The following is a 17,531-nucleotide window of genomic DNA, read 5'->3' as shown; positions in this document are numbered from 1 at the left end:
TCCTGTCCTGTCAGAGAAACAAGCCCCCTGGAGCGCTCAAGGTTCCCTGCACGTGAAGAAGCGCGAAACGCCGCATGTAGGGGACTAGCGTAAACTTCGCACCGCGATTAGGGTGCGCCGCAACAAAAGCAAGGCCTTATCGGAGGAGACCACCCAAATGAGAGAAGCAGTCATCGTATCAACGGCCCGCACGCCCCTGACCAAGGCTGGACGCGGCGCCCTGAATGACACCCATGGCATCACCATGGCCGGCCACGCCATCAAGAGCGCCATGGAGCGTGCCGGGATCGACCCGAAAGAGGTGGAAGACGTCTTCCTCGGGTCCGCCCAACCGGAAGGCGCGACCGGCCACAACGTCGCTCGCAATGCCGCGCTCTGGGCAGGATGCCCGTCCTCAACGTCTGGCGCGACCATCAACCGGTTCTGCTCGTCCGGCCTGCAGGCTATCGCGAACGCAGCACACACCGTGATCAACGAAGGTGCGTCGGTTGCCGTGGGTGGCGGCGTGGAGTCGCTGTCGCTGGTATCCCGTTCCGGCCATATGAACACCTACCGTTACACCGAAGACAAGCTGATGGCCGAATGGCCGGCGATCTGGATGACGATGATCGAAACGGCCGAGATCGTTGCTGACCGGTACGGCGTTTCCCGCGAAGCGCAGGACATGTATTCCGCCGAAAGCCAGCGCCGCACGGCAAACTTTCAGGAAAAAGGCTGGATGGCCGAAGAGATCGTCCCGCTGAACACCCGCATGAAGCTGGTCAACAAGGAGACCGGCGAAGAGACCTATCAGGACGTCGTCGCCGATCGTGACGACTGCAACCGTCCGGGCACGACCTATGAGACGCTTGCCGGCCTGAAGCCGGTCTTCTCCGGTGGCCAGAAGGTCAAGCAGGGCCAGTATGTTACCGCAGGTAACGCCTCCCAGCTTTCCGATGGCGCCGCAGCCGTGGTCGTCATGGAAGCCGAAGAAGCCAAGAAGCGTAACATCGAGCCGCTTGGCCGTTTCATGGGCTTCAATGTTGCCGGCTGCGATCCGGACGAAATGGGGATCGGCCCGGTCTTCGCCGTTCCGCGCCTGCTTGAGCGTCACGGTCTCAAGGTCGACGATATCGATCTGTGGGAGCTGAACGAAGCTTTTGCCAGCCAGTGCCTTTACTCGCGTGACCGCCTCGGCATCGATCCGGAAAAGTACAACGTGAATGGCGGCTCGATCTCGATCGGCCACCCCTTCGGCATGACGGGCGCTCGCTGCACGGGCTCCATCCTGCTTGAAGGCAAACGCCGTGGTGCGAAACTCGGTGTTGTCACCATGTGTATCGGCGGGGGCATGGGCGCAGCCGGTCTCTTCGAGATTTACAGCTAGTCCACACGGGTCATTCAGGCACAATTTGCCATCTAACATGATCGAATATTGAGCAAAGCCCCGGCAAAGTCCGGGGCTTTGTCGCTGGCAGGAAAGATACGGACAGAAGCTGTTTGAGATTTCAGACTCAGCGCGCTACAGTTGTCCTAAGTCTTGCTACAATCTCCTGGAGAACAGAATGAAACTAACTCTGCAATTTGCAGCCTTGGCCGCTGTCGGCTGTATTGCCGCCGCCTGCTCCTCGTCGGGAACGGGAACGCGGCTGGCGTCCGGTGGCACCCAGATGGTTCAGGTGACCCCTGAGGTCCGTGCCGAGATCCGCCGCCAGGGTCACGACCCGGACGAGGAAATCTGCAAGCGCGAAGAGCAGATGGGCTCCACGATCCCGAGAAAGATTTGCGCCACGCGCGCAGAGTGGGCCGCCCGCACGCGGTCTTCACAGGACGGGGTTCGCGACGCCCAGAACAATGCCTTGCGCACCCGGGCTCCCGGTGCAGGTGGCGGCTGACAGGCCGATCGACTCCATGACCCTTTTGGAAAGCCCCGGCCATCGTCGGGGCTTTTTCTTATCCTGATCGCACTTTAGGTGTGAGACCAGATAATCCTAAGGAGCTCTCCATGATCCGCCACCTGATTGCTGCCAGTGTTCTCGCCCTGCTCGCTGCCTGCGGCGGCAGCGGCGGCTCCGACAATGAGACTGCTGCGACCAGCTTCATCACTCCGGGTGCGGATGTGCCTGAAACCGCTGAACGCGGCGAAGACGGCGTCCCCCGGGACGATTATGGCCGCCCCTATGACTATGCTTTCCTGGGACGCGAGATTCCGGCCTTTGACGGTACCATGGTCGCTGGCCCTCTCTTCTCGACGCAGGAACTGGAGAACCAGTGGACGCTTATCATTGTGTGGGGCCTGCACTGTCATGACAGCCGGGCCGATGCTGATCTTATTTCGGAGCTGTGGACCGAGGTAAAAGACCGGGAAGATCTCGCCTTGCTCACCATTCATACGCCAGCAAGCGCCGAACGCGCTGATGAGGCTTATGGAAAGTACAATGCAATCGAAGACTTTTTTGAGGAGAAGGGCTTCAACTTTCCCACGCTTGTCGACGAAGATGCCTCAATTCGCGAAACGCTGAAGATCGCCTGGACGCCCTCCTACCTGCTGATAGCACCGGACCTCACCGTGCAGGGGTTTCGGTCTAATCTTTCAGACGCAGAAGCGGACAACCCGGTCCAGGGACTACTCGCAGACATCAAGGCCGTTCAATCTGACTGGGAGCCGCTGGCCGACGAGGACAAACCTGCCGAGTATTGATCCTTGGGCCGTTTTAGCGGCTGAACGAGCAGATCAATCGGCGCCTGGTCGCGCGCCGTGCGCCAGTCCTTCTGACCGATCTCCATGTCGGCATGACCGGCATCCGGTTGCGCCTTGTAAAGCCGAAAAAGCCTGTCCCAGATCGAAAGGCAGAAACCGAAATTGCGATTGGACTCCATATGGTCGGTCGAGTGATGCACCCGGTGCATGTCCGGTGTGACGACAAGCTGGCGCAGCACGGTGTCGACGCGCTTCGGTAGTGCCCAGTTGGCATGATTGAATTGCGCGAAGGCATTCAGCGCGACCTCGAACAGGAAGGCCGCCCAGGCCGGTATCCCGAACGCGACCACGACTGCCGCCTTCCAGCCCAGCGACACCAGGATCTCGGCGGGATGGAACCGCAGGGCCGTCACCACATCAATGTGCGGATCCGAATGATGTACCCTGTGCATGCGCCAGAGGAAGGGTACCTTATGCATGGCGAGGTGTTGGCCCCAGACGGAAAGGTCCAGGATCAGAAAAGCGAACACGCCGACCATCCATGCGGGCAGGACGATAAGATTGAACAGGCCAATCCCCTGTCCCTCTGCCCAGAGGGCCAACCCGGCCAGGCCAGTCGGCACTGCGAGACGTCCGAGAACGGCACCCGAAACGAACAGCACTCCAGCCCCCGGCCAGCGTTCCGTCCGTTTGAGCTCAGCCTGCCGCCTCGGCTGGAAACTCTCCAGACAGGCGAGCGAAGCAAAGACGGCGAGAAACACGCTCACGCGGATGATCAGCTCTTGCGACATTCTCTCCATTCCTGCCTGGCACGGTGAATACATCGTTACATAGGAGGAACGGTGCGTACAGAAACCGTCTCGCCTGCAGTAGCTCCACGGTTTTTCTGTCCCATTCCGTCACAACAATGCCCGCTTTCTGGGTTGTGACTACAATTTCACAAAACTGACCGACACTACGCTTTGATCATTCGCCTCTGAGGGGTTAGACCGGTTGTCGGACCTGTAACCTGAAACAGATGCTGGACCTGCCTGATGCTTCATCCATCGACCCAAAAGCTGATTGACCGCCTTGCCGCCATGACGGCGCAAAAGAAAATCGACTGGATCGAAAAGGACAATGGCGACGTCCTTTATGCGACGGAAGGCTATGTCGTCCGCCTGACACCTGAGCCGGCGCGCGTCCTGCTCAGCACAGACAACGGCAAGGCTCTGGAAGACGCGACGTCCACCGTCCTCAACGCCACGGCGCACCCCGATGGCGGGACATATGGTGACCTGGTCGCGGTTATTGCCCGTGATGCCTGTCGCGAGGCGCGTGGTACGGAAGCGGCCATCAACACGCTTCTCGCCGGCCTCTCCGAACCAGAGACCGAAGCATCCCCCGCAGAAGAAACCGAGACGGTCGAAGAAAGCTCGTCGGCAGAAGAAGCCGCCGCCAGCGAAGACACTCTCGAAGAAGCAGATATCCCGGTTGGCCCCGACGCTGTCGAAGATCCTGGCGACGACACCACAGCGCTGACCGCGGCCACACCGGACCCGGCCGATGAGACTGTGGACAATCCGTGGTCCACGCCCTCCTCTGACGAAGCCGCCGCCAGTGCCGCGGTAGAAGAAACGCTTGAGGGCCCCGACACGCCCGATGACGATCTCGTCGATGCAAGTGTACCGGAAGCCGCTCTCGTCGAAGAAATCTCGGACGCTGATGAGGATGCGAGCGCCGCCTCGAGTGAAGCGGATGCCGAAGAGATTACCTCTAACGCGTCTGACACAGATGAAACCGAGGAAGACAATGACAGTGAAGCCTTTGTCGGCGGCGCGGTTGCGCGTCTCGCCGATGAGGTGAATGCTCATCCGGCCGACCCGTCCGAACCGGAGGCCATAAGTGAGCCTGAGCTGAGCGAGACACCGGAAGAGCCCGCGGAAGGTCTGGGCGCCGATGATGCCGCCGGAACGGTCGAGGCAGAAGCTGAAGATGTCGCTCAGGCAGCCGAAGATACGGACGAGGGCGCAGACGAGAGTGATGACACTTACTTCGAAGAGGCTGAATCCTTCTCGCCGACCCCGTCTTACTCCGTTGCTCCGGACGATGCGCCCGTCCTTGATGATGAACCTGACGCAATAGCGCCTGAAGCTGCTGCACCGGTGCCCGGGGATGAGGCCGATGATTTCGGCGCGGCTGACGATCTGGAAGATGAAGCGGGCCTGACAGATGAGCCCGAGGCCGTTTCTGCAGAAGTATCGGCTGAGGCCGTCGTTGAAGAAACAGCCGAAGCGGCTACCGATCACGAAACCGTCACCAGCGAACCGCAGGAAGACGAAGTTGCCTCCGTCGCACCGGTCTGGGATGCGGCGCCTGGAGACGTGTCGTCAGAGACGGAAAGTGACGAAGCTGACCACGATAGCGTCGAGACCTGGCCCGCCGCCACAGAGACGCCAGTGGTCGCAGACAGCACGGCTGAGGCAGACGATACGCCCGAACCGGTTTCCGCTGCCGATACCAATGTTCACTATATTCCCTTTGGCGCTGGCGGGCTTCAGGCTGAAGGTGCGGAGGTTTCGGCTGAAGAGGTCAATGAAACCCCGGAAAACGATTCCGAAACCGACTCCGGCCTCGCCACAGCCGCCACAATGATGGCCATGCCTGAGGATGTCGCCCGAACCGAAACGGACGCATCTGACGAACAGGCTGAAAGTGATGATGCGCTGGAAGAGTCAGCTCTTTCGACCGAGACCAGCTTTGATGGCGACGAGTGGTCCCCTGAAAACGAAGCCCCTGCCGAAACTGAGGCCGAGACATCGGACACATCTGAACCGCTCTCAGCGCCGTTTGAAAGAGAGGCCACGACCGCGCCCGAGCCCAGCCCGCCCGGCGCAATCTCACTTAGCGGCCTGGGCGCCGGTCTTGGCTTTGGGCAAACGGCCAGCGGCTTCCAGCCGACGGCCCCCAAACCTGCCGGCACTCCCGAACCGCGGGAAACCGTCAGCCGCGCTCCGGTCTATATCGATGCGACGGACGACTATTCCGGCGAAACTGGAGTAGCGGCCGAAAGCAATGCCATTCCGGACATCACCGATCTCGACCGCGCGGAAGACTATGTGGAGGCAAGCGTATCGGACGCCGATCTCGACGCTGTCTCACCACGCGAAACGCAAACCGTTGAGCCGCCGCAAGAGCCGGACAGGTCCCTGTCTCTGGTTGAGAGTGAGGGCAATAACGACCAGCGCAGCGATGCCGAAGAAGCCCCCCGTCCGACGCGGCCCAAGACCCGTTTCAATCCCTGGACCTGAGCGGGCCACCAGTCACGAGAGATCGGGAGAGGCCGCCTGCGATGAGGCGGCCTTTTCTTTATCCGGTCAGCCTGCTGATGATGCTCCAAGCACTCGCACCCGAACACTTGTCTCACGCCCTTCCCTGTCGACGGCACTCACGCGATAGAAACCCGACTGAACCGGCGTCCAGACCGGCAGGCCTGCATCGTCCAGTGGGCATGGCGTCCCATCGATATACCAGCGCAGCCGGCCCTCGCCCCGACCGGCGAGCACGAAAGGCCGGGCCGGTTTGCCATTGATCCTGCCGGACCAGAGTTCAGCCCCTTTTGGCGGGAACAGGATTTCCGGGGCCTGGCCGCCGCGATCAAACCGAGCCAGTGCACCTTTCGCCTCGGCGCTGCGCTCACTCATGAGCCGCGTTTTCGCACCGCCAGTACCACCGAGATGATATGCAGCGCGGTCAGCGGCCTCGAACAGGATCGGGAGAGCCGTATCCCGGCCTGTCGCACCAGGGCGTGGTGCGCCATCGGCGCGGCCGACCCAGACGACGATCGCATGATCGCCGGACACCCCAGCAGCCCAGGCATCACGAAAGCCATAGGATGTCCCCGTCTTGAAGGCGATCTGTGGCGCGTTTGCCGTCAGCCGCCCGGGCATGCGGCCTTCCGGCGTTGGCGCATTCTTCAGGATGCGCAGGATTTTCTCCGCACTGTCCGGGCTCATCAGCCGAAAGCCGCGGGCCTTTGCCATTCGCGCTTCCTCGTCAGCCCGCCAGACCAGCGGCTTGGCATGACCCCCGTCACCGAGCGCCGCATAAATGACAGCGAGTTCCCGCGCGGTCAGCCCTGCCCCGCCAAGCGCGAGGGCAAGACCTGGCGCCTTGTCCGCGCCTTTCGATATGCGTGGTGGAGCGCCCGCCAGGGCCAGTGTTGCCGCAAAGCGCTCCGGCCCGATACGGTCCAGCGCCAGGACGGCGGGCACGTTGAGCGAATGCTGCAGGGCTTCGGAAACGCGCACATCGCCCCGGAACATCCGGTCGAAATTGTCTGGCTGGTATGATTTGAAGCGTTTCGGCAGGTCTGAAATACGCGTATCTGGAGCCGCTGAGCCATCATCGAAGGCCATGGCATAGATGAAAGGCTTGAGTGTCGATCCCGGCGAGCGCGCCTGCGCGGTCAGGTCCAGCCAGCCGCCCGGCAAGTCCTTCGAGGCCGACCCGACAGCGGCTCGCACCGCGCGTGTCGGGATGTCCACAACCAGCATGGCAACTTGCGTCTCGTTGCCAAACTCCTTCGCATGCTCATAGGCGAGCGCCTCCAGCTCCTGCTGCAGTTTGGCATCAAGCGTGGAGCGGACGTCGCCTGCCGCGTCCCTGGCAGCCCGGTCCGTCGCATGCCATGCCCTGGCCGGAAAAGCATACTCGCCGGTGGGGAGCGTAGAGGTTCGCGCCTCCTCCGCACGGGCCGCATCCAGATAACCGAGGCGTTCAAGCTTCGAGACAATGGCCCTGCGGCCAGCGACGGCACCTTTCGGCCTGAGGTCGGGCCGGCGCACTTCTGGGCTCTGCGGCAGGGCAACCAGCAATGCGATCTGGTCGTCGGAGAGACGATCCGGCTCGCGGCCGAAATAGTGCCAGCTCGCCGCGCGGATGCCTTCGATATTACCGCCATAAGGCGTCAGGGTGAGGTAGAGTTCGAGGATCTCCTCCTTGCTGAGCCTCGCCTCGATCTGGTGGGCACGGAACATCTCGATCAGCTTGGAAGGGATGGTACGCGGCCGCGGCTCCAGCAGGCGTGCCGTCTGCATCGTGATGGTCGAACCGCCCGAAACGATGCGCCCGGCCAGCGCCGAACTCCAGGCCGCGCGCACCATGCCCACCCAGTCCACGCCGCCATGGCTCCAATAGCGCTGGTCCTCAACTTCCAGCAACGCCTCGATAAAAACCGGATCGATCTCCTCCAGGTCCGCCCGGAAGCGCCAGTGGTGTTCAGGCGTCGGAATGGCGCGCAGGGGCCGGCCATCGCGATCGCTCACCATGACCGAAACAATGTCGGACTTGTCCAGCGGAGGCGGGAAAATGCGGTCGAGCGCAAAGGCTGCGGCCAGCAATGCCGCAAAGGCAATCGCCAGCCGCTTCAGCCAGATCATTTCTGACCGCCAGTCCCCGCGCTCTGGGTCTCGATCGTCACGCGTCCCGGCGCAGAGCGGGCAAAGACGTCAGGCCGGTACATATCCTCGGCATTGGCGCCCGGCATCGCGAAGGCACCCGGCGTCACCGCCCGGACAACATAAGCCAGCCGGACCGGCTCATCGCGCACATCGATAGCGGCGACGAAGCGGTCGTCACGGGCCTCGTCGGTGTTTGCCTCGTTGATCTCACCCAGCCAGGAGAAGGCGCCGTCCGTACCATTGTTTGGCCGGTCCCCATCGGCTGGCTTCAGCACCGTCTCAATCTCGAAGCCGGCTGGCAGGAGGTCTGCCACGATGACCGGATTGGTGCGGCGCTGCTCCGGCGTGATCTGAACCGAGACGACAAGCTGCTCACCCTGGCGGATTTTGCCGAGATCGACGCGTCCGCCCGTCATGTTGCGAACTGACTTTGCCACTCGCAGCTTCGACGAGGTGGCCGGCGGCGGGCTGGAAGGCTCACCACGCACCATCACGGTGCGGAAGACCGGTACAGAACGCTCACCGAGCGAGAAGGTCACGTCGCTCGTCGCCTGTTCGGCAGAGAGGCGGTAGCGGTGATCGTTGTTATTGCCGCGCCCAAGGCCATCCACGTTGAGGCGGAAGCCATCGGACTCATCGTCTCCACGCATGCCGTTGACGGCAAGCAGCGCAAACGCCTTTTCCTGCGTCGTCAGCTCGCTCGGATCCGGCGCATCTTCCCCGAGGCGTTCGGCCAGACGGGCAACATGGTCGTTGAAGCCGGTTTCGGCAGCCAGCGCCAGAACACCGGAGAGGTCGCGCAGCGGCGTCTGGTAATAGTCGCCATCATTGACATAACCGAGCGCGTCTTCGGCGGCATCGAAGGCGCTCTTGGCGCGCGAGCGGTCTCCCATATAGGAAAGTGCTGCAGCGAGGTGAGCACGCGTGAGCGGGCTTTCCATCTCGTCGAGTTCTCGGTCATGCAGGTAGCGCAGACGGCTCATATCCGCCTTGCCCGCCTTGGCGAGGACATAGAGTGCATAGGCCGAAGCGCGGCGCATCAGCTTCTTCTCCGTGTCATCATGCCAGCGGCTTTCCCAGACATCGGTCTCGTAGCCATACACCCGCCAGGCATCGCCCTGCGCAATCTGGCGCATCGACTGATAGGCGCGGTCTAGTGCTTCCTGCGGCACCTCATAGCCTTCCGCATTGGCGCGGTAGAGAAAGTCGGTCGTATAGGCACCGAGCCACGGAGAGGCATTACGGTCGCCTTCGCGCCACAGGCCGAAAGCACCTTCACTCGACTGGCGGTTCAGCACGCGGGTGACAGCTTCTTGGACCTGCATGTCGGCGGACTCGCGTGCGGTCTCATCAGCCCCCATGACCACCAGCTGTTCCTCATAGAGGAGTGGCATGGCCCGGCTCACTGTCTGCTCGGTACAGCCATAAGGGTAGCGCGCGAGCGACGTGTAGAGCGCATTGGCGTCCAGCGGTAGCGACGAGAAGGTAATCGTCACCTCGGCTGTATCCGGCTTGTAATTCACCAGCAGCGAGTCCGGGATCGACCAACTGTCGCCTGGCTCCATCATGGCCGTGGAAATGCTCGTGGCCGGGAGCCAGGGCGAGCGCGACTGGATCTGATAATTCCGCGTTATGGAGTAATTCTCCGGCCCGTTCACACTCAGCCTTACATCCGAGATGCCAGCGCCGTCGGAGGTGATCAGCACGCCTTCATCGGCCCGCTTGCCATTCGGAATGGTGCGCGAAACCTCAGTCGCCGGCACGTCCAGCGGATCCGTCACATCGAGCGAGGCTGTGAAGGTGCCTTCGTCAAGCTCGATATTGTCGATCGAGACCGTCGCAAGCGCCTCATCTCCGGGCGCAAGGAAGCGCGGCAGGATCAGCTCGCTTGGCGCCGGGTCGCGCACCGTCATGGGCTTGCTGGCAGTGCCGAGGCCGCTTTCAGACCAGGCCACCGCCATCAGGCGCAGCTCGCCATTAAACTCCGGCACGTCGAAGGTGACCTTCGCCTTGCCCGACCGGCCGACCTCCACCAGGCCAGAGAAGAGCGCCACCGACTTGGTCGGAACAACGGTCAGGCCTTCGCCGCCAAGCTGGTCGCCGCCGGTCCGGACTTCCGCCGGGAGGCCCATGTTCGGATCGAGCAGGCGTCCATAATCGTCATAGATTTCAACGCCGAGCGCCTTCTTACCGAAGTAGTACTCAACCGGGTCAGGACTCTTGTACTTGGTGAGGCGGAGAATGCCTTCGTCGACCGCTGCCAGTGTCAGCCAGACATGTTCCCGCGGGCCGCCGGAAATATCGACCTCGATCGTCTGCTCACGGCGCGGACGGACGATCTCTGGTGCATCGATCTCAAGCTCAAAGGTGCGATTGTCCATGTCGATCGGCACATAGCCGACACCGACCGCACGGCGCGGCTTCGACTGCACGACAGGGTCACGCGGCGTATAGACATTGACGAGAACATAGGCGCCCTCGCCCCACTCTTCGGTCACCGGAAGGGTGAACTGCGTCCCCTCTGCGGAGACGTCGCGGGTTTCGACAGAGAGCACCTTGTCGGTTGCGACAACGATCTGTGCTTCGCCATCATAGGGCGGGATGATCGTGATCGCGGCCGGACGGCCAGCCACGATCTTCTGATCCTGAACCACGACCTGGACACGGTCCGGCGCCTCGACGCCCTGGTCGGAGACGTAGCCACCCCAGCCGACATAGAAGTCGGTGCTGGCTTCTGCGGACGAGCCGTCTGCCGTCACGATCAGTTCATGCTCACCCCAGTCCAGGCCATCCACGCTGACAGACTGTGTCGTGCCGTCAGTATCGACGATGCCTTCATTGACTGTGCTGACGGTGCGGGACCGGCGCCAGCGCCAGCGGCCATCTTCGCGGTACCAGTCATAGTGGTAGTCGATCTCCAGGACTTTCCAGTTCAGGCGTGTATCGACAATGGAGCCCTCTGCGTTGACGGCAGCAAGCTCGAAACCGACCGGCTTGCCAGACTCGGCACGACCGTCGAAATCCTCCTTGATACCGACATAGAGATCACGCGGGCGGTACGGGATGCGGACGCTTTCGGTAACGGCGCGGCCACCGGGTTCAAGCACACTCACTGTTGTATTCAGCCGAAGCGGGCGGTCGGCATCCCGAGCACGATTACCGGGAGACAGGCGCAGTACGGCCTTGCCGGCGCCGTCAGTCGTCTGGTCGGTCAGCTCGATGATCTGCTCGCTGAAGCTCTGATCATGGCGACCGAACTCGAAGCCATTGAAGGCCTCGAACGGGCTCGGATCGACTTCGATGCGGGCCTGAGACTGGACCGTAAGGCCCGCGCCGGGTGCACCATAGAGGAAGCGGCTGTCCACTTCGATCTCACGCGTACCACCAGCCTCGATCGCCAGGTCTTCATCCGTCTCGAGATCTACGGCGATGCGCTGCGGGACGAAATCCTCCACCGCGAAGCGGAGTGAACCGGTCTCGCCAACGCCGTCGATATCAAGCACAGCGCGCCACATACCGCGCGAGGCGCTATCGGACAGCTGATAGTCCCATTGCAGACCGCCACCTTCCGCACTCGGGAAACGGTAGCGGTCGGCTTCCAAGCCATTCGGGCGGTAGAGAACAAGGTTGCCGGCGCGGTTCTCGATCGCTTCACCCGCACGATCCCGCATAAGGGCCGTCAGGTGGACCGTCTCGCCCGGCCGGTAGATGCCACGCTCGGCATAGACGTAGCCATCGACGACGCCCGGGGTACGGCGCCCGCCCGTGTTCTGCTCCGACAGGTCAATCGGCGCGCGGGTCAGGTCGAGGACAGCCAGGTCCCCCTTGGCGCCGAACGCCATGACCATGCGCGGCGCCATGTTGCCCTTGCCATTCAGGAGCGGTGCATCGAAGCGCACACGCCCGCTGTCGCTGGTTTCAGCGCTCCCAAGCACTTCATTATTGAAAGCGATCAGTTGAACGCGGGTGTTCGGCAGGACTTCGCCATCCTGCAGAGAGCGCAGCGTCACATCGAGGCCGTTCTCACCCCGATAGGCGGTGAGCGCCAGGTCGGTGAGCATGATCCAGCGGCGCGCCGAGGCAGCCGGGCCATCATAGTCACTGATATCCTTGGCATCCTTCAACTCGACGAAATAGGCGCCGGGCTGAAGCTCACCGATAACATCGGGAAGCGGAAAGACGGTCGTTACCGGCGCGTTAGTGACGTTGTCGATCTCCATCGAGCCAGACCAGACTTCCGAAGAAACATCGCGCGGGTCCTCCTCCCCATAAAGGTAGGAATAACGGCCCTCGGGCGCATTCTCGCCCTGGCTGATATCCTTGAAAGCCAGCGCGCGGTCGTTCACGCGATAGACCGTGACTCCGACCTTTTCGACGTTCACAGTTTCTATGGCGAGACCGTCAGCATCCTCGCGCGGCAGGATCACGCCGGAACCTGCAAAGCCGACATAAGGCGGGCGGTCCTCGAAACTGATCTGGACGTCTTCTTCGCGCTGGATTTCCGCCCCTTCCGCAGAAGGCAGGCCTTCCAGGATCGTCGCGGTGTAGGAGCGCGCGAAATCAAGGCCTTCAAGGCAAAGCTCGCGGCCATCGACATTGTAGGCCGGACGAACCGCCGGGCGCATCTCGACATAGGTCGAATAATCGGTGTCGGGATCGAGGGGTTTCGAGAAGACCAGGCAGGCCCGCGGCTGGTCGCCGCTCGTATCGGGCGCGTAGCGGAAATAGGCGAAGTCATTTTCTTCCTGCGCGGCGAGACGCTGGCGTTCGCGTTCGCGGCGTTCGGCGGCGACCTGATCGGCGCGCGAGCGTTCAACAACCTGGCCTTCAGCCTGCTCTGTCACATCGGTCGGGGGTTCATCACCACCACCACACGCGGCCAGGGCGGCGAGCAGACCAGCCAGAAAAAAGCCCCGAGCCCTGTTTGTGCGGCGAGTCATTGGTGATTCCTCCCTTGTGAGCGAATACCTTTACAGGAAGTTGCTGTGCCGCCAACAGGGCGGGAATTGGACTTTTTAAGGAATTTTCATCCTGGCCGAACCATTCGAAACCGTAGTTTTAGGCGCCGGGGCCGCCGGCCTCCTCTGTGGCGCGCGCGCAGGCGCGCGAGGCGGCTCGGTTCTGGTGATCGACCACGCCAAAAAGCCAGCCGAGAAAGTCCGGATTTCCGGCGGCGGGCGCTGCAACTTCACCAATATCCACACCACAGCGGCGAATTTCATTTCGGAGAACCCGCACTTCGCCAAGTCCGCACTGGCGCGCTACACGCCGTGGGACTTTGTCGAGCTGATGGCGCGTCACGAGCTGACCTGGCATGAAAAGACGCTTGGCCAACTCTTCTGCGACCAGAAGAGTGGCGCGATCATCCGCATGCTACTCGACGAACTCGATGCCGCCGGGGGCGAGCTTCGACTCGAAACCCAGGTCTCCGGTGTGCGCCACGCCGATGGGCGCTTTCACGTCACCACAGATGCAGGAGAGGTCTCGGCACGGAATCTCGTTGTCGCCACCGGGGGGCTGTCGATCCCGAAAATGGGGGCAAGCGGCTTTGCCTACGAGCTGGCCAGGCAGTTCGGACATGATGTCATCGCGACCCGCCCTGCCCTTGTACCGCTTACTTTTTCCGGTGCCCTGAAAGATACGTTCTCATCGCTGTCGGGTGTCGCAACGACGGTGGATGCCGTCGCAGAGCGCGGGCCGGACTTTCACGAGGCCATGCTGTTCACCCATCGCGGCCTCTCCGGACCGGCCATGCTTCAGGTCTCGTCCTACTGGCGGGAGACCGAACCTGTCAGCATCGACCTCGCCCCCGGCCAGCCGCTGACTGACGCCCTGCGCGAGGCCCGGGAAACGTCCCCCCGCACCAGCCTCAAATCCTGGCTTTCGACATGGCTTCCGGGCCGTTTCGCCGAGCATGTCGCAACCTGGCCGTCCGTGCCGGGGACAAAGCAACTCGCCAATCTCTCGAACAACGAGATCGAGGCGATCGCCGTGGCGCTCAAGAAATGGCAGGTCGTGCCGACGGGCACCGAGGGGTGGCGTACAGCAGAGGTGACCGCCGGCGGCGTCGACACCGAAGGGCTCTCCTCCCGCAGCCTTGAGAGCAAACACCTGCCCGGCCTCTATTTCATCGGCGAATGCGTTGATGTCACCGGCTGGCTCGGCGGCTACAATTTCCAGTGGGCCTGGGCGAGTGCGGCGGCTGCCGCAGAGGCGATCTGCGCCAGGCCCTGAGGCAAACGGCATGTATGATTCTTAACGGAAAGATCGCGCTTCCAGACCGTTGATACATCACAATAAGGGCCTGGGAGGCCCGCTCAACTGGCGGACGGACCGTTCCGGTATTTGCCGGATGGTCCGCCCGCTTCTTTTATGCGAGAACTGTTCTCAAACGTACCGCAAGGAAATCAGAGCCGGGACCATGATCGCACGCTTGCTCGGCTTTCTCTTTCTCGCGCTTGGTGCCATCGGACTCGTCCTGCCCATCTGGCCGACCACAGTCTTCTGGATTGTCGCAGCCCTCTGCTTCGCTCGTTCCAGCCCCGTCATGCGGGACTGGATCTATGCGCGCCCGAAGCTCGGCCCGCCTATCCAGCAGTTTATCGAAAAGGGAACACTGTCACGCGCCTCTAAGAGCGGTGCACTTTTCGGAATGGCTCTGGCCACAGGCATCAGTGGCGTCTTGCTATGGGGGCGCTGGACCTGGATGGCGACAGCCATAGCGCTGACACTGGGTGGCGCTGCCTATGTCCTGACCCGCCCATCGGACGCGGCCTGATCCTTTCCCTTGCGCTTATTACAGCGCGCATGAGCAAGCTGGAGGTTCTCGGCCCTGTCCGGCCCCCCTGCAGCCCGCGGCACGATGTGATCGAAAGTCGGACGCTCTCGCTTCCAGATCGTCGCATGCGCCACCTCGAAGCGAGACCGAGGCATCGATTCACCGCACAACGCACAGCAGCCCTGCTGGCTCTCCCAGAGGGACAGAAAGAGACCGGACTCGTAGGCGGCGATTGGTTGGGTCATACAGGATCGAGACCTAATCGCGATCGCCGCGCTTTGCCAGAAGAAGCAGAAGTGTAATCACAGCCCCCACGATCGCCACGCCGACTACGAAAACGAAGGCAATGCTGGCAGCGACCATCACGATGACGGCGATGACGGTCAACGCGAAGACGAGCCCGGCCCAGCCGAGGAAGGTGCGTGGCTTTTCCATGACGTGCTCCTTGCAACCCTGTCAGCAACGCACGACGGGAGCGGCTGGTTCTCACCCCGGTTGCTCGGCGGGTTTCCTGAAGGCGTAGTTCATCCATGTGACACCCGCCTTGCGGTTTGCCTCTCCAGCTGCGTCACGCTTTTCACACAACAGGCCGTCCAGCCCTTCTGCCTCGGCAAGCATCAACATTTCTTCGGTGGGGACCTCGAACATGATCCGTCCCTCTGGAACTGGTCCGTGGCGGACCATCAGGGTCAGCACGCCCCCCGGTTTCATGAGCCGCGCCAGTCTTGATAGCGCAGCCGTCCGTTCACCCGCATCGAGATGCATCCAGACGGCAGAAAGCTGGACAAGGTCGAATGTGCCTTCGCGACCCGCGAGCAAGCCAAGACTGGGCAAACTGTCGTCGAGCCACTCGATATCCGGTTCCGGGTGGAGTGCTTTTGCGCGCCTACGCATCTCGTCGCTCGGCTCCACCGCGACGACAGAGTAGCCTGCCCTGGAAAACCAGGCTGCATCTCGTCCCGTCCCTGCTCCTATGTCCAGTACAAGGCCAGGCGGGGGTGGAATGAAATCGAGCCAGCCAGCATGGACAGATTCGAAATCATAGGACTCGTATCGAATGAAGAGATCATCCGCTTCTTCAGCATATCCCCTGGTTCCGCGGACATGCTCTGCCATGGGCGTTCAGACGCCGTCCGGCATTGGCCAGCCGCGCCGGTAACACGCCGCCTTCACTGTGTTCTGAAGCAGGCAGGCGCGCGTCATCGGGCCAACGCCACCCGGCACAGGCGTGATGTGACCAGCTACCGGTTCAACCTCCTTGAAGGCGACATCGCCGACGAGCCGCGTCTTGCCCTCACCGCGCTCGGGCGCCGGGATGCGGTTCATGCCAACATCGATGACCGTCGCGCCCGGCTTGACCCAGTCGGCCTTTACCATTTCCGGCCGGCCAACCGCCGGGATGAGGATGTCGGCCGTGCGGCATAGCGCAGCGAGATCCTGCGTCTTTGAATGCGCGATCGTGACCGTGCAATTCTCCGCGAGGAAGAGAAGCGCTGTCGGCTTGCCGACAAGGATTGAACGCCCGATCACGACGACGTTCTTGCCTGCAAGATCATCCCCCAGCGCCCGCTTGGCGAGGATCACCGAGCCTGTCGGCGTGCAGGGCCTGAGCCCCGTCTTGCCCAGCACAAGCCGCCCGCCACTCGCTTCCGTCAGGCCGTCGACATCCTTGTCGGGATGAATGCACTCGATTGCCTGATTTGGGTTGAGCCCTTGCGGCAGTGGTAGCTGCAGGAGGATTCCGTCGATTTCGGGGTCATGGTTCAGATTCGAGATCAGCGCTTCGACTTCCTGCTGGCTCGCGCTTGCCGGCAAGGTCTTCTTGATCGACCGCATGCCGCATTCTTCGGTATCGGTGACCTTGTGGCGGACATAGACCTCGCTTGCCGGATCGTCCCCGACAAGCACGACAGCCAGCGTCGGTTGGCCGGGCAGTGTTTTCACCGCCGCCGATACACTCGCCTTGACGTCGGCTGCCGCCTGCTTGCCGTCGATCCGTTCAGCCATGACCCATCCACTCCTCGATCTGGCGCGCCGCCGCGCTGTCTCCGCCGGTTTCGATGTGCACGCCCTTAATCCGGCTCGTCTCTCCGGTCACCACCCTGACGGCAGATTTCGGAAGCTTCAGCGTCTTTGCGAGCAGCTTTTCCACAGCGCGGTTGGCCTTGCCACCTTCTGGCACGGCCCGAACTTTCAGTTTCAGGAATTCACGGCCGGCATCATCGCTGGCACGGCCCAGTATCTGGTCAGAAGACGCATTCGGCGTAACGCGAACAGTCAATCGCATCGCCAGCCCGTCCGTCACACGACGTTTGGATAGACGTAATAGATGATTACTCGCTCGAGGAAGATAATGATCAGGATGAGGATGAGCGGCGACAGGTCGATCCCGCTCATCCGCGGCAAGGCATTGCGGATCGGCCGGCAGAATGGCTCGGTGATCTGATGAAGCAGGTTCCACAGCCCGCCAACAAACTGATTGCGCATGTTCACAACGTTAAAGGCGATGAGCCAGGACAGGATTGCCTGCGCAATCAGCACCCAGATGCCGAGTTGCAGGATGATCATCACGATATCGAGAAGCGCGCGCAAAATGTCTCTCCATTGATACTGTCGGCCTGACTAGGCCAAT

At 62.0% G+C, this 17,531-nt stretch carries 15 protein-coding genes; 6 read left to right on the top strand and 9 right to left on the bottom strand.

Features of this window, described 5'->3' with window-relative positions; genetic code table 11:
• The first annotated feature begins 157 nt into the window (after window positions 1-157).
• From Q1K29_RS13700 to Q1K29_RS13690, 3 genes are all read left to right on the top strand, one after another.
• Complete coding sequence (locus Q1K29_RS13700) at window positions 158-1,366, top strand: acetyl-CoA C-acyltransferase (RefSeq protein WP_300395665.1); 1,209 nt, start codon at window positions 158-160, stop codon at window positions 1,364-1,366.
• A 178-nt stretch (window positions 1,367-1,544) separates the two neighbouring features.
• Window positions 1,545-1,874 carry a hypothetical protein gene (locus Q1K29_RS13695; protein ID WP_300395664.1) on the top strand — a complete coding sequence of 110 codons (330 nt, stop codon included), beginning with the start codon at window positions 1,545-1,547 and terminating at the stop codon, window positions 1,872-1,874.
• 110 nt (window positions 1,875-1,984) lie between these two features.
• Complete coding sequence (locus Q1K29_RS13690) at window positions 1,985-2,680, top strand: redoxin domain-containing protein (RefSeq protein WP_300395663.1); 696 nt, start codon at window positions 1,985-1,987, stop codon at window positions 2,678-2,680.
• Here the strand turns inward: Q1K29_RS13690 and Q1K29_RS13685 are convergent.
• The gene (locus Q1K29_RS13685; protein WP_300395662.1) at window positions 2,629-3,471 is read right to left on the bottom strand and encodes a sterol desaturase family protein; all 843 of its coding nucleotides are present in this window, start codon (window positions 3,469-3,471) and stop codon (window positions 2,629-2,631) included. The genes Q1K29_RS13690 and Q1K29_RS13685 overlap by 52 nt on opposite strands.
• Before the next feature lie 243 nt (window positions 3,472-3,714).
• Between Q1K29_RS13685 and Q1K29_RS13680 the strand changes: the two genes are divergently transcribed.
• The gene (locus Q1K29_RS13680; protein ID WP_300395661.1) at window positions 3,715-5,970 is read left to right on the top strand and encodes a hypothetical protein; all 2,256 of its coding nucleotides are present in this window, start codon (window positions 3,715-3,717) and stop codon (window positions 5,968-5,970) included.
• Window positions 5,971-6,036: 66 nt separating this feature from the next.
• On the opposite strand, the gene pbpC is transcribed toward Q1K29_RS13680, so the two are convergent.
• The gene (gene pbpC / locus Q1K29_RS13675; protein WP_300395660.1) at window positions 6,037-8,100 is read right to left on the bottom strand and encodes a penicillin-binding protein 1C; all 2,064 of its coding nucleotides are present in this window, start codon (window positions 8,098-8,100) and stop codon (window positions 6,037-6,039) included.
• Window positions 8,097-13,061 carry an alpha-2-macroglobulin gene (locus Q1K29_RS13670; protein WP_300395659.1) on the bottom strand — a complete coding sequence of 1,655 codons (4,965 nt, stop codon included), beginning with the start codon at window positions 13,059-13,061 and terminating at the stop codon, window positions 8,097-8,099. Before Q1K29_RS13670 ends, pbpC begins: the two co-directional genes overlap by 4 nt.
• Window positions 13,062-13,149: 88 nt before the next feature.
• Here Q1K29_RS13670 and Q1K29_RS13665 point away from each other — a divergent pair, with 88 nt between their 5' ends.
• Both Q1K29_RS13665 and Q1K29_RS13660 read left to right on the top strand, forming a co-directional pair.
• Complete coding sequence (locus Q1K29_RS13665) at window positions 13,150-14,355, top strand: NAD(P)/FAD-dependent oxidoreductase (RefSeq protein ID WP_366524219.1); 1,206 nt, start codon at window positions 13,150-13,152, stop codon at window positions 14,353-14,355.
• Window positions 14,356-14,542: 187 nt separating this feature from the next.
• Complete coding sequence (locus Q1K29_RS13660; protein ID WP_300395658.1) at window positions 14,543-14,899, top strand: YbaN family protein; 357 nt, start codon at window positions 14,543-14,545, stop codon at window positions 14,897-14,899.
• Here the strand turns inward: Q1K29_RS13660 and Q1K29_RS13655 are convergent.
• The 6 genes from Q1K29_RS13655 to Q1K29_RS13630 all read right to left on the bottom strand — a co-directional run bounded on the left by Q1K29_RS13655 (window position 14,866) and on the right by Q1K29_RS13630 (window position 17,491).
• Window positions 14,866-15,054 (bottom strand): HNH endonuclease signature motif containing protein, encoded by a 189-nt coding sequence (locus Q1K29_RS13655; RefSeq protein ID WP_300395782.1) that lies wholly within the window; start codon window positions 15,052-15,054, stop codon window positions 14,866-14,868. The genes Q1K29_RS13660 and Q1K29_RS13655 overlap by 34 nt on opposite strands.
• A gap of 103 nt (window positions 15,055-15,157) precedes the next feature.
• Window positions 15,158-15,334, bottom strand: coding sequence for a hypothetical protein (locus Q1K29_RS13650; protein ID WP_300395657.1), 177 nt, complete (start codon window positions 15,332-15,334; stop codon window positions 15,158-15,160).
• Between the two features lie 51 nt (window positions 15,335-15,385).
• Window positions 15,386-16,015 (bottom strand): class I SAM-dependent methyltransferase, encoded by a 630-nt coding sequence (locus Q1K29_RS13645; protein WP_300395656.1) that lies wholly within the window; start codon window positions 16,013-16,015, stop codon window positions 15,386-15,388.
• 6 nt (window positions 16,016-16,021) lie between these two features.
• Window positions 16,022-16,906 (bottom strand): bifunctional methylenetetrahydrofolate dehydrogenase/methenyltetrahydrofolate cyclohydrolase FolD, encoded by an 885-nt coding sequence (gene folD, locus Q1K29_RS13640; protein WP_300395655.1) that lies wholly within the window; start codon window positions 16,904-16,906, stop codon window positions 16,022-16,024.
• Window positions 16,899-17,186, bottom strand: a complete 288-nt coding sequence (locus Q1K29_RS13635) for a DUF167 family protein (RefSeq protein ID WP_300395654.1) — start codon at window positions 17,184-17,186, stop codon at window positions 16,899-16,901. The genes folD and Q1K29_RS13635 overlap by 8 nt, the downstream gene beginning before the upstream one ends.
• A 14-nt stretch (window positions 17,187-17,200) precedes the next feature.
• Complete coding sequence (locus tag Q1K29_RS13630) at window positions 17,201-17,491, bottom strand: YggT family protein (protein ID WP_300395653.1); 291 nt, start codon at window positions 17,489-17,491, stop codon at window positions 17,201-17,203.
• Between the last annotated feature and the right edge of the window lie 40 nt (window positions 17,492-17,531).

The sequence above is a fragment of the Henriciella sp. genome (genome assembly GCF_029937755.1).
In the GTDB taxonomy this organism is placed as follows: Bacteria; Pseudomonadota; Alphaproteobacteria; order Caulobacterales; family Hyphomonadaceae; genus Henriciella.
This window is presented reverse-complemented; position numbering and strand designations above follow the sequence as displayed.